10 protein-coding genes are annotated in these 13,347 nt (G+C 39.3%); 4 read left to right on the forward strand and 6 right to left on the reverse strand.

Going from position 1 to position 13,347, the window contains the following annotated elements:
* Positions 1-146: 146 nt before the first annotated feature.
* Entirely contained in the window at positions 147-1,205 is a 1,059-nt protein-coding gene (locus NCCP133_RS12985; protein WP_264805436.1) for a YkvI family membrane protein, read from the reverse strand.
* 202 nt (positions 1,206-1,407) lie between these two features.
* On the opposite strand from NCCP133_RS12985, the gene NCCP133_RS12990 reads away from it, so the two are divergent.
* Positions 1,408-3,564 carry an ATP-dependent Clp protease ATP-binding subunit gene (locus tag NCCP133_RS12990; protein ID WP_264805437.1) on the forward strand — a complete coding sequence of 719 codons (2,157 nt, stop codon included), beginning with the start codon at positions 1,408-1,410 and terminating at the stop codon, positions 3,562-3,564.
* A 51-nt stretch (positions 3,565-3,615) separates the two neighbouring features.
* On the opposite strand, the gene NCCP133_RS12995 is transcribed toward NCCP133_RS12990, so the two are convergent.
* The 3 genes from NCCP133_RS12995 to NCCP133_RS13005 form a co-directional block, all read right to left on the reverse strand.
* Entirely contained in the window at positions 3,616-5,310 is a 1,695-nt protein-coding gene (locus NCCP133_RS12995) for a M3 family oligoendopeptidase (RefSeq protein WP_264805439.1), read from the reverse strand.
* 414 nt (positions 5,311-5,724) lie between these two features.
* The gene (locus tag NCCP133_RS13000) at positions 5,725-6,186 is read right to left on the reverse strand and encodes a MarR family winged helix-turn-helix transcriptional regulator (protein ID WP_264805440.1); all 462 of its coding nucleotides are present in this window, start codon (positions 6,184-6,186) and stop codon (positions 5,725-5,727) included.
* Positions 6,187-6,270: 84 nt separating this feature from the next.
* On the reverse strand, positions 6,271-7,875 hold the full coding sequence (locus NCCP133_RS13005; RefSeq protein ID WP_264805441.1) for a bifunctional metallophosphatase/5'-nucleotidase: 1,605 nt from the start codon (positions 7,873-7,875) through the stop codon (positions 6,271-6,273).
* Positions 7,876-8,015: 140 nt separating this feature from the next.
* Between NCCP133_RS13005 and NCCP133_RS13010 the strand changes: the two genes are divergently transcribed.
* On the forward strand, positions 8,016-9,521 hold the full coding sequence (locus NCCP133_RS13010) for an ATP-binding protein (protein ID WP_264805442.1): 1,506 nt from the start codon (positions 8,016-8,018) through the stop codon (positions 9,519-9,521).
* A 47-nt stretch (positions 9,522-9,568) separates the two neighbouring features.
* On the opposite strand, the gene NCCP133_RS13015 is transcribed toward NCCP133_RS13010, so the two are convergent.
* Entirely contained in the window at positions 9,569-10,561 is a 993-nt protein-coding gene (locus tag NCCP133_RS13015; RefSeq protein WP_264805443.1) for a phosphotransferase enzyme family protein, read from the reverse strand.
* Between the two features lie 231 nt (positions 10,562-10,792).
* On the opposite strand from NCCP133_RS13015, the gene NCCP133_RS13020 reads away from it, so the two are divergent.
* Positions 10,793-12,037: an MFS transporter gene (locus NCCP133_RS13020; RefSeq protein WP_264805444.1), complete on the forward strand. Its 1,245-nt coding sequence runs from the start codon at positions 10,793-10,795 to the stop codon at positions 12,035-12,037.
* Between the two features lie 26 nt (positions 12,038-12,063).
* Here the strand turns inward: NCCP133_RS13020 and NCCP133_RS13025 are convergent, their stop codons facing one another.
* Entirely contained in the window at positions 12,064-12,585 is a 522-nt protein-coding gene (locus NCCP133_RS13025) for a hemerythrin domain-containing protein (protein WP_264805445.1), read from the reverse strand.
* Positions 12,586-12,825: 240 nt separating this feature from the next.
* Here NCCP133_RS13025 and NCCP133_RS13030 point away from each other — a divergent pair, with 240 nt between their 5' ends.
* On the forward strand, positions 12,826-13,146 hold the full coding sequence (locus NCCP133_RS13030) for a hypothetical protein (RefSeq protein WP_264805447.1): 321 nt from the start codon (positions 12,826-12,828) through the stop codon (positions 13,144-13,146).
* Positions 13,147-13,347: the final 201 nt, after the last annotated feature.

Genomic DNA, 13,347 nt, shown 5'->3' on the forward strand with positions numbered 1-13,347 from the left:
GCTCAGTATAGCTCTAGATTGATTGGACGGATCCAAAACAAGACAAGCTTGTGACCTTGAGGGGGTAAGCTGCTTGCGCTAAACAGTTTTCTAAGTTCAAAGGAATATAAATTCTGATATTATAAATAAGACGAAAAGGGCCATCATTAAACTTTATTACTATTTTTATCTTCAGCAAACGGCTTCATCCATAAAAGTATAATAAAGGTTAAACTAACATAACCAAAAATAGGATATAGATAAGAAAGTAATGTTCCATAATTGATCAGGCTTATAAAGTAGCAAATAACAAAAATGATGCTTACCGTTGCGATGCTTGGAAGGGAAATATATTTTTTCACCTGCCTTTCAATACCAAAGACATTTCCAATAACTGATGTGAAAATTTCACCATAAATCACAAAAACAAATATCCAATAAATCGAAGATGCCAGGGTTTTTACAATGGCAGCCATTGGGATATCAAAGGCTTCAATATTCGGAAGCATAACCAATGTTAAATGGCTTGATATAAGAATAAGTGTTAAGGCCGCACCTCCAAGATACCCTCCCCACTTAATTGTACGGTCATCATTTATTTCTGAAGCAACAGGCACTAACACAGCCTGTGCAAGTGTCAGGTTGAGTGCTGTATAAGAAAACGGAGCAACAACTGCCTTCCAGCCATCTTCAGCAAATGGAATAAACATCACTTGTTCTGTAAAGTTAGGAAGTTTCATGCTTATAATCATTAAAATGAAACTAAATGCAATCATCATAGGCACAACAAATGTGTTAACTGCGAACAATCCCCTTATTCCTACTATCATTGTAATAATGGTTAAACCTATTGTTATTAACAATCCTGTCATCTTGCCAATTCCAATCTGTTCTTCAAATACAGCACCAGCACCAGAAAGCATCACCGCGCACACACCCAACAGCATAAATAACATCAATATATTAATGGCAGACCCAAATAATTTCCCAAATAGATATTCATTTAATTCCTGATATGACTCAGCTTTTATGCGGGCGGAGATGCGCATCAATTTTGAACCCAGGAAAATAAAAATATAGCCGCTCATTAAAATGCCCACTAGTCCGATAAAGCCAAATCGGGAGAAGAACTCCACAATTTCTCTTCCAGTTGCAAACCCCGCACCCACTACGGTTCCCACATAAACGGCAGCAATCTGGAAAGCCGCTCCCCAGTTTGTTCTCACCAAATCTCCTCCTTCCTTTCTAATATATGAGGCCTAGTACAAACAAAGACGAGCTTTTTTGCAATTAAAACATGGCAAAGCAAAAAATTGTCAAAAAATACCGGTGAAAAATACTTGAAAGTCAAAAAAGGTCAAATTATAATAAAATCAAAAGGTCAAGGAAAGTCAAAGTCAGACCAATACAAATATGGAGGTATGCTGAATGCTTTGTCAAAAATGTCAAATAAAAGAAGCGAATGTACAATTGAAATTGAATGTTAATGGAAATGAACGCAATTTAAACCTTTGTCACAGCTGTTATCAAACAGAAAAGCAAAAAAGCCTCACTTCCTTTGGACCGGCTATGAGTGGCTTTTCAGGTTTTGGCCAAATGCCATTGGAGGATTTCTTTAAGAAAGTGGCTTCCCAGCAAGGCAAAGAGGATTCCTTACATTCTCCATTAAAAGAAGCGCCTAACCATAATGGAAACAGCAGGTTTATAGACCAATTTGGAAGGAATCTGAATCAGCTGGCCAAGGCAGGCTTAATTGATCCAGTTATCGGAAGAGATGAAGAGGTAAATCGTGTTATTGAAATTCTCAATAGAAGATCCAAAAATAACCCTGTATTAATCGGTGAACCCGGAGTAGGCAAAACTGCCATTGCCGAGGGTCTTGCCATTAAGATTTCCGAAGGCAAGGCTCCTAAAAAACTTTTAAACAAGGAAGTATACTTGCTAGATGTTGCCTCTTTAGTTGCAAATACGGGAATCCGCGGCCAATTCGAGGAACGCATGAAGCAACTGATCTCCGAACTGCAGACACGCAAAAATATTATTCTATTTATCGATGAAATTCATTTGCTGGTTGGTGCAGGCTCTGCGGAAGGATCTATGGATGCGGGAAATATTTTAAAACCTGCACTTTCAAGAGGCGAGCTTCAAGTGGTCGGTGCTACTACCTTAAAAGAATACCGGCAGATTGAAAAAGATCCGGCACTTGAACGCAGATTCCAGCCTGTTTATGTTCAGGAGCCGACCACTGAAGAAGCAATCGAAATTCTGATGGGCCTTAAGCATAAATATGAGGATTATCATGATGTTTCTTTTCCTGAAGAGACCGTTAAGGCATGTGTACAGCTATCGAGCCGCTATATCCAGGGTCGCTTCCTGCCTGACAAAGCAATTGACTTAATGGATGAAGCAGCTTCAAAGTGCAATCTTGAATCAAGCTATGCCCCGGCTATAGACATGGAAAAGCGCCTTAATGAAATCAGCAAGCAGAAAGAACTAGTTTTAAAGGAAGAAAAATACGAAGAAGCTGCAAAACTTCACGAAGAAGAACTAGCATTACAAAAGGCGTTAAACGGAGATAACAAGGCAGACCGGCCAGTTATTAAGGTTAGCCACATTCAAGATATTATCGAAAAGAAAACCGGTATTCCTGTCGGAAAACTCGTGGAAGATGAGCAGGAAAAAATGCAAAATCTCGAAACAAATCTTGCTGAAAAGGTAATTGGGCAAAAAGAAGCTGTCCAAAAGGTTGCAAAAGCCATTCGACGCAGCCGTGCAGGACTAAAATCTAAGAATCGTCCAATTGGTTCATTCCTTTTCGCAGGACCTACAGGTGTCGGTAAAACTGAATTAACTAAAACACTCGCCGAGGAGCTATTTGGTACAAAGGATAGCATGATCAGGCTGGACATGAGTGAGTATATGGAAAAACACAGTATATCTAAAATCATTGGCTCACCTCCTGGATATGTAGGGCATGAAGAAGCTGGACAGCTCACAGAGAATGTCCGCAGGAATCCATACAGCATTATTTTGCTCGATGAGATTGAAAAGGCACACCCGGATGTGCAGCACATGTTCCTGCAAATTCTTGAAGATGGCCGTCTGACAGACAGCCAGGGCCGCACTGTAAGCTTTAAGGATACTGTGATCATTATGACAAGCAACGCTGGAGTTGGATATAAAGAAATTCACGTAGGCTTTGGCACTACTGATGCAGTAAAAGAATCAAGCATTCTCGACTCACTTGGAAGTTTCTTTAAACCTGAATTCCTCAACCGCTTTGATAGCATTATCGAATTTAAAGCACTTGAAAAAGAGCATCTGCTAAAAATAGTTGACCTAATGCTTAATGAGCTTCAGGAAACATTAAAGGAGCAGGAAATTGAATTGACTGTTACACAAGAAGTAAAGGAAAAATTAGCAAAAGATGGATACCATCCTGCATATGGTGCAAGACCATTAAGAAGAGTGATTCAAGATGAGCTTGAAGACAGAATTGCTGATTTCATCATTGACCATGGAGGAAAACGCAATCTTCAAGCAGTAGTTGAGCACAAAAAAATTGTCATTAAGCCAATCATTTAATATGCAATAAAAAGAGCCGGGGTTTGTGAACTTCGGCTCTTTTTTATACCTTTATAAACTTTTATCATCCACGGAGTTCAGCCAGTTTTCAATTTCTCCGATAACTGACTCGACACAGCCCTCTTCAAATGGAGAAATCAATCCAGCTTCTTTAACAAGACCGGTAAAAGCTTTGCTGCCGCCAAGCTGGCATAATTTTAAATAATCTTTCCATGCCTCTTCTTGATTTTCTCTGGATCGTTTCCAGAATTGGAATGCACAAATTTGTGCCAGTGTATAATCAATGTAATAGAATGGGGAATTGTAGATATGGCCCTGCCGCTGCCAGAATCCTCCATTTTCTAAATATTCATTGCCATCATAATCTTTGTGCGGCAAGTATTTCTTCTCAATTTCTCTCCATGCCTGTTTTCTTTCCTGTGGTGAAGCTTCCGGATTCTGATAAACCCAGTGCTGGAATTCATCAACGGAAACTCCATATGGCAAGAATAAAAGACCTCCGCTTAAATGAGAAAACTTGTATTTCTCTGTATCTTCCTTAAAGAAGCCCTCCATCCAAGGCCATGTGAAAAACTCCATGCTCATGGAATGGATCTCCGCAGCTTCATAAGTTGGCCAATTATACTCAGGTATTTCAAAATGACTGCTGGAAAACACTTGGAATGCGTGTCCTGCTTCGTGTGTAAGAACATCGATATCTCCCGAAGTACCATTGAAGTTAGAGAAAATAAACGGTGATTTATAATTCTCAATATAAGTGCAATAGCCGCCCCCTGCTTTACCTTTCTTGGCAACCAGGTCCATTAAATTATTTTTCCTCAAATAGGAGAAAAATTCGCTTGTCTCCTTGGAAAGCTCATCATACATGTTTTGTCCCTTTTCAATAATCCAGTCAGGATCTCCCTTTGGTACGGGATTGCCTGTCTTAAACTCAAAGCCCTCATCATAGTATTTAAGTTTGGCGACACCGATTCGCTCGCTCTGGCGCTCCTTGAGCTTTGTGGCAATTGGAACGATGAAGTCCTTTACCTGCTTCCTAAAGTCCGCGACCATCTCAGCATCATAATCTGTACGGTACATGCGGAAATATGCAAGCTCAACAAAGTTTTTGTACCCCAGCTTATAGGCAATCTCCGTTCTGACTTTAACAAGCTCATCATAAATTCGGTCCAGCTCACTCTCGTTTTCTGCTAAAAATCCAAATCGTGCCTCGCTTGCCTTTTTGCGCATTTCTCTATCTGTGGATTCAGTAAAAGGCTCCAATTGTGCAAGGGTACGTTCTTCTCCCTCAAAGTCAATTTTTGCGGAAGCAATCAGCTTTGTGTATTCGGTTGAAAGTTTATTTTCCTTTTGCAGGAGTGGAACAATTTCTGGTGAGAATACTTTCAGCTGTGCCTCAGCAAGCGCAAATAACTGTATGCCCCATTTTGCTTCCAGCTTATCCCTAAACTTTGAATTAACCAACGCCTGATAATACTTCGTCACAAATCCTTCTACTTCCGGCTGAATCTCATCCATATAATCCTGCTCGGCTTTATAAAACTCATCATTCGTATCAACGGAATGTCTGATATAGCAAAGGTTAAACATTGTGCCGATATCATTGCGGATATCATTAATTTCATTCATTACACTGGTTTGCTCTTCAGAAGTGGCAGCACTTTCAAACTTCTCCAGTGCTGCTATAAATTGGCTCTTTACTTTCTCTAATTCCGGCCGAACATAAGTATATTCTTCAAACTTCATTTTTATTGCCCCCTTGTCTGTATGAAAATAAAGCCCTTATTCTATTTCGCCAATATTTGGTTAATTCCTTCCTGGAAGATAAGAAAAGCGGAAGCGCCTTGCCCAAGGAGGAACGCAGACTAAGCATTCCATTTCCTCCCAAAAGTCTGCCGCTTTTTGTCGCGATGATTATCCTCAAAAAAAGCTACCGCTTTTTTTTCGTGCCAAAAGATTTGCTGACGAAGCCTTCCTTGTCCTGCGGGCCTCAGGCATAAAACGGTTCCTGCAAGAAATATGTTTTCCATTCTGAAAGGAAAACGGCTTGTGACCTCGATGAGGTAGGCTACTTGCGCTATACAGTAATCGACCTTCGAAGCTTATATACTTTCTTACTTTGAGACAAATAAAACAACAGCTTATCAAAGCTGTTGTTTTTTATTCGTCGGCACCTGCTTTCTTGTCATTAGAAATCGATAAGCCAAGCTTCTTTAGCAGTTCGATTGCTGTCTCTTTTTCCTGATTGGAGAGCTCTGACATTAATGAATGGATATGCTTTTCGTGGTCAGGGAAAATTCTATCGATGAAAGCTTTTCCCTCATCAGTAATCTGGGCAAAGGTAACCCTTCTGTCATTGGGGCAGGCTACCCTTTTTAAAAACCCCTTTTGTTCAAGCTTGTCCACGACATAAGTAATGCTTCCGCTCGCTAACAGTATTTTCCCGCCGATTTGCTGCAATGGCTGGTCTCCTTTATGGTATAGAAGCTCTAATACTGCAAATTCAGTTGGATTTAAGCCGTAAGATTGTATAAGTTTATTTACATTTTCATTGATTGCCCTGTAAGCTCTAGAAAGGACAATAAATAATTTCAACGATTGGCCGATCTGTTCAGAACCCATTCTATCCAATCCCTTTACCTTTTAATTAGTAGCATTTTTCTTCATTATAGTTCAAAATTATTATAGGTAACAGGAAGAAAGCTGTCAATTTACCAATAGGTCCCCTCCATTGCCAGCTACCACTTTCCAGTTGTGATTTAATGAAGGCATGATTTTTTTATTTTCTAATAAATAATTTGCGATCAGCTCAGTCATATCAGTCAGAATTTCTTTCACTACCGGCTTGTCTCTGAACATGGTATAACCCCCTCCTCCGGCAGCACGGTAATTATTCATTACCACTTCATACTCTGCATCTTCCATCACAGGCTGCCCTTTAAATTGAAGGGCTATTACCCGTTCCCCTTTTGGACGCGAGACATCAATTTCATATTGAATGCCTTCCCACATATCGTAATTATAGTGTTGTGGCTTCGGATAAGAAAATTCAGGGTTTACAATAACTTCAGTGTCACCTTTCAGTTCAAAATAGGCAGCTGAGCGCTCCAAAGCACCCTTTATGTCTTTCCCTGTAACTTTAAGCACACTCAATGAATTAGGATATATGTAGTTAGAAACAATCTCTCTCATCGTTACTTGATGGCTTAGGCCTGGTGCACTTTCATGAAACAGCGCTGTGCACGATATATCAGTCCCCGCCGCTTCCATTTGCACTTTGTTAAAGAATTCAATCAGTGGGTGTTCCCTTAATCGCGCTTCAAAAATATCATCAATCAGCATATCGCCCTCTATTTCACCAATGACTGTATCCAGCCATTTTTGCGTTTTGGCTTCATAGTAATCCGCTATATTTAGAATCGCTTCATCCGGAGGAACTTCTTTTGCAGATATTAAAGTTGAGTGCTTTTCAGCAATCAGCCAATCATTGTGGTTCTTTTTGAATTTCACCGTAACCTTTGCAAGAGCTTGCCCATTAAATCCTGGCTGGACAACTGAAACTCCATTGATTTTGCCCTCTTCTATAAATCGGTGCTGGTGCCCGGTAATCAGCACATCAATCCCAGGCACTTCAGTACAAATTTTGTATGCCTCATTTTCTCCTGTTTGTTCTTCAGTCGGCTCACCAGTGCTTAGGTCTCTTTCAAAACCTCCATGATAAGAAACAATAATTATGTCGGGCTTTTCTTCCTCCTGAACATAGGGAATCCATCTTTTTAAACTGGCTACTGCTGATTCGAAGGCCAGGTTCTCAATATGCTGCTTTTTTTCCCAATTCGGTATGTACCGGGTTGTCACACCGATCACCACTGCTTTTAACCCATTTGGAAAGGTTTTAATTTTGTATGGAAGTCCAAAATAGGTTTCTTTTGTTGTACTGAATAAAATATTGGCGGCCAGCCATGGAAAGTTTGACTCGCTGACAGCTCTTGCAAGAATGCTTTTCCCATAATTAAATTCATGATTCCCAATAACAGCTGCATCATACTCGAGCTTATTTAATATTTGAATCATGGGGTTTTTTTGGCTAATTAAAAAACGGGAGTAATAATAAGTTAGCGGTGTACCCTGAATTAAATCTCCATTATCTATTAAGATTGATATCTCGGACTTCTCCTTTTCTTTCTTTATCAGTGCAGCAAGCTTTCCTAATCCATGGTCAGCATGCTCGCCATTTCCATATAAATAAGGGAAAATATGTCCATGGATATCGCTTGTGGCGAAAATTGACAGAATTACCTCTGCTTTCATTCAAACCCCTCCTTACTTAATAAAATATCATTGCGCAAACAGAATTAAACCTCTTTTTGTACAAAATGGTATAATATTGATAACATCTGCATAAATACGGACTATTTAACTTAAAACTTTAAAACCTTGGAGTTATATTCATGAATATTCGGTACAGAAATGTATTTTTATATGTTTTAATCGTGATTATTCCTACAGTGTTCGGCAGCTTTTTTTTCTTATTGAACGCAGTGGAGCATAGTGATGAAGATAGGCTTGATGAAGCAAGATGGACAGGCTCCATTCACCAGAGGAGCTGGGATCAGCTTATTTCAGAGACAGTTACTACCCTCGAAATGTTATCAATGACTGCAGGGACATTTAACACAGACCCCAAGAATTTGGAGTCCCTTTTGCAGCAAGCCCTGCAATTGGACCCCCGGTATGGAGGGATTTATCTTCTGGACAGAACAGGAAAAGTTTTATCAGGATCAAACCAATTTTTCACAGACTCTGATCACTTAGATAAAGAATATATAAAAGAGGTATACAGAACCAAAGACATTGTGATCTCCAACACCCCGGATACCTTATCTAATGGCCAAACAGTAATTGGCATTGGAAAGCCAGTATTAAATGAAGAAGGTGAACTTTTATCTATTATTGCAGCCCATATGAGGGTGGATTACGTCCAGAATATCATGCGGCTCCTTACCCCTGATGCAAAATTATCCGTTTTAAATTTTGAAGGGAAACCCATTATGGATATTAATATGGATGGAGACTCCTCTTTTTCAGACCAGAACAGCATCTCAATTCCGATAGACAGGCTTCCCTGGACTATAAAAGTTGAACTGCCGAAAAGAAAAGTTTTAGATATTATTCAGGATGCAGCCCAATATATCCTGTTTTTGATTATCATCAGTCATATCCTGTTTCTTTTGATCAAATATTGGAATCTAAAAAAACAAACTGAGAACGAGAAAAAAGAAAATGAACTGCAGAAACTGGAACTAGTCGGCACACTAGCAGCCAGTACAGCACACGAAATAAGAAATCCATTAACTGGAATTAGAGGTCTAGTTCAGCTTTTAAGTGAAAAATATACAAATACACATGATCAGTATTATTTTTCCGTTATTAATAATGAAATCAGCAGAATCAATGAAATAGTCAGTGAGTTTTTAATTCTTGGGAAACCGACAGCCCAAAAAAAAGAAACGATTGACCTTCGAAATATTATTAAGGAATTGGAGCCCTTGATTATATCGGAAGCAAATTTGCATAATGTCCGCTTCCTGACTTTTTTGCCAGACAAGCCTGCAGAAGCTGATTGCAACAAGGACCAAATAAAACAGGTTCTATTAAATATTACAAAAAATGCCTTTGAATCCATGCACAATGGCGGCGATTTAACGATAAAACTAAGCCGGCTCCCATCCAAGGCCCAAATCAAAATTATTGACACAGGTTCAGGAATACCAGAAGGGGAGATTGAAAAAATATTTACCCCTTTTTACACTTCGAAAGATACAGGCACCGGCCTTGGACTTGTTGTGTGCCGCCGAATCCTTCAGTCTTTTGGAGGAGAAATCTTTATAACAAGCAAGGAGGATCAAGGAACACAGGTAGATATCTTTTTGCCAATCCATAAACATAAAGGATAAATTATGAATTTAAAGGTACGGTCAGATAGTGAGGGCACCTTTTAGGTTCAAGCTGAATAAATTGGAGCATTTTTTTCAATTCTATTCTTTAGCTGCTGGAGCATCAGATTAAGATTCTCGTCTCTATCTTCAGGAGCAATTTTCTTGTGGGGAACCGAATATAATGTCACATCCCTTAGACGCAAAAAATAGGGGAGCTGAATTGCCCAATCTTTGGGCAAAGAATTCTCCTCTTGATATCCTTCTGTAAAAGAAGTTAAAAACCTCTTCCCATAAGCATTGCTTTCCTTATTATTATGGTCTTTGAAGCGATATAAAAGGGAATAATATAAAGGAATGGCAATATCTGAAGCGAACCAATGATAACAGCAATCGTCAAAATTAAAAATAAGAATTTCCTTGCTGTCATAAAAAAAATTCCCTGAATGGACGCCAGTATGTATTAGGCCAAAATTCTCCTTGTTTCTCGGCAATGATTTCAGCTGCAAAAGAAGCTTTTGGGTATTTTCTATCACTAATGTTTCTGATTTAGGCACATATTTTTCAACCTCGAGAAGATCCTCGTCTTCCCACTGCATACGATGAACAATTCCATTTTTCGGTTCATAGGCTTTTGCTGCTGAATGCATTTGTGCGTTTGCTCTCCCCAACGCTTTAAATAACCTTTCATTGAATCCAGGGGCGGTCACTTTTACCGGCGTTCCTGGAACTTTAGAAAAAAGGCTCGCATAAAAAAGGGAGCCATCCTCAGCAGGTGCCAATTCCACAAATTTCCCATGATCCGAGTAAAATACCTTTGGAACGCTTATGCCTTGGGAATTTAAGTAATTTACCCAATCCACTTCTGCCAAGAGTTCCGCCTCTGTTCTGTGGGAAGAGTGAGTTAGCCTCAGAATGAAGGATTCTGAATTTCTATAAACCTCGTATACATAATTTTCAAAATCTCCGAGCTTCTTATATTGGTTTTGTTCTAATGAGTAGCAATGAAAAAAACGGTTTAAAATTTCAGCTGTCATTAAGATCTCAACATTTTTTTCCATCTAAAACCTCAACTTTCCAAATAATCCCAATTATATACTATTTAATGTAAAATCAAAATAACAATTTAAAATTCTTTTGATCGATATTCATGAGATAGTGCACAGATGAAATGTGCCTATTTTTGAGTGGTAAACCTAAAAAAATGGCAGATAGCCAAAGATTAAAGAATGATGTAAACTATATTTAGATTTTCGAAATTTTCTATTATTCATTTAAAGGAGTCCAGTAATATGAGTACCTCTCCTGTTTCAGTCAGTCCTTCTTCATGTCCTCAGCAGGAAACGGCATATCGCATACTGTTTATCATTGGGTTATGTCACCTGTTAAATGACTCAATTCAATCCATAATTCCTGCTATGTTTCCCATACTGGAGAAATCAATGGGGCTTTCATTTTCACAGCTAGGAATAATTGCCTTTTCCTTAAACATGGTATCTTCCATCATGCAGCCGGTAATAGGGATGGCAACAGACAAAAATCCCATTCCCTTTGCTTTGCCCATTGGCTTAACATTTACTTTGTTCGGGGTTTTAGGTTTAGCATTTGCCCCAAAGTATGAATGGGTTGTGATTTCAGTCTTATTCATTGGGTTAGGTTCAGCTGTCTTCCATCCTGAAGGGTCAAGGGTAGCCTATATGGCAGCCGGTCCACGCAGAGGGCTAGCCCAATCCATTTATCAGGTCGGAGGAAACACCGGACAGGCATTGGCTCCTGTTATAACAGCCCTTATCCTTGTTCCTCTTGGACAAATGGGGGCAGCATGGTTTACCGTGGTTGCAGCCATTGCTGTCGGCTTGTTAATCTATATTGCCTTCTGGTATACGGGCAGGCTTCAGCAGGAACTATCTGTGCTTGACAGAAAAAAACAGATCCTTACCCATAAAAAAAAGAAGATTTCCAAAGGCGTATGGGGAGCTTTGATCCTGATTCTCTTTTTAATATTTGCCCGGTCCTGGTACATCTCGGGGATGACAAATTTTTATGCATTTTATGCGATTGAAAAATATTCATTTACTATTGGGGAATCTCAGCTTTTCTTATTTGCTTTTCTCATATCAGGAGCACTAGGTACCTTTTTCGGCGGTCCCCTTGCTGATCGCTTCGGCAAAAAATCAATCATCTTTTTTTCGATGACTCTAACAGTGCCACTCTCACTTCTTATTCCTTTTGTTCCATCAGCTGCCGCATTTATCTTGCTTGTTCTGAGCGGTTTCATTTTAATGTCAAGCTTTTCCGTTACTGTAGTGTATGCTCAGGAATTAATCCCGGGCAAGATTGGCACAATGGCTGGATTAACAGTCGGGCTTGCATTCGGGATGGGTGCAATTGGCTCTGTCGCACTGGGCTATATAGCTGACACATTCGGCCTGGCAAATATGATTGTATTCACCGGCTTTCTTCCAGTGCTGGGATTGTTGACTTTGCTGCTGCCTTCAGACAGCACTGTTTCGGAATGGAATACGAAAAAAATATAAAGAAGGAGGGAACAGTCCCTCCTTCTTTATATTTCATTTATTTTATTATATAGTTCTGTTTTCTCATTTTCCGAAAGCAGATTTTCTGCCATTGGAAACAGAATATTTTCTTCTTTTGCAAAGTGTTGAGTTAATGTATAGTAAGCATTTTTTATCAGACCGGCATGATGGGCTATCTCATTCCCAGTCATGTTCTCCGTATTCTCCGCAGCTTCCATATAGGTCTTTATATAGCCTTTCGCCTGATCATGTTCATATTCCATGACAGCAATCGGGCCCGTTCCTTTTCCAAGATACTGCTCCATCATACGGAAAAGCACGCCTTCTTCTCTTTCTGAATGTGGATCAAGTGCTTGAATGAAGCTTCGAACTTTCTCTGTCAACAGATTAAAAGCTGCTTTATCTGGTGACTCTTCGATTTTCAAGCTTATTCGCAGCAGCTCTTCAAGCATAGCAAGCAAGGGAGGATGCTCCTCTTTTAACTGTTTTAGCCCTCGGCTCAGAGCTACAGAACCATTCCCCATCATTGAACTCATACAACCTTCCATTTGATTAATCCCCTCCTATGTTTTATACGTTCAGTATAAGAGGCAATGAAAGATTTTGATGTGATAGCAATCACAAAGGTTAGAAGTACATAAGTTAATAATTTTCAAAAAATTATAACAATTAGAGTGCAAATTTCCCCTTTCTGCCATATAATAAAGGTAAGATATAATCTTTGCAATCTCGTATTATATGCCGCAGGTTATTTGCATAGCTAAAAAAATATGTTAGGAGGATTTCTTATGTATCAGCCAAACTATATTGATTTTTATCAAAAAAGCCTTATTCCTGCTGGTGCAGCTGACCCGTCCCTTTCCTTCGGGTATACCCATTGGCTAATAGCGCTAGAAGGGCAGCTAAAAGAACAGGAAAAAGAATTTTACTGCTGGAAAGTACTAATTTACCCATCCAATTCAGAAGGCAGTTTTTCATGGAACAAGGAGCTTTATTCTTCTCCTCACTACGAATGCATTCATAAAGCCTTCGATCATGCAAAAGAACTGGAGGCGAACGTCAAAGGCTCCCAGCTTGGATTTTTAAAAAGAAATGAAAAAATCAGCTAACCTCACAAATAACTCCTCTTTATGCTTCATCCTTTTTTACCTTCAAATGTGAAAAAACATACATATAGGTATATACTACTTTACTTGCATATCCCCTAACTGACGAAAAGAAAATTTAATATTGCCCATAGCCTGCATGTTAATTGCCTCAGCAAATAATTTTGGGCGTTATTGCTCCTGATTTCTTACCATTTTCACTTA

It is taken from the genome of Cytobacillus sp. NCCP-133 (genome assembly GCF_026011715.1).
Classification (GTDB): Bacteria; Bacillota; Bacilli; order Bacillales; family Cytobacillaceae; genus Cytobacillus.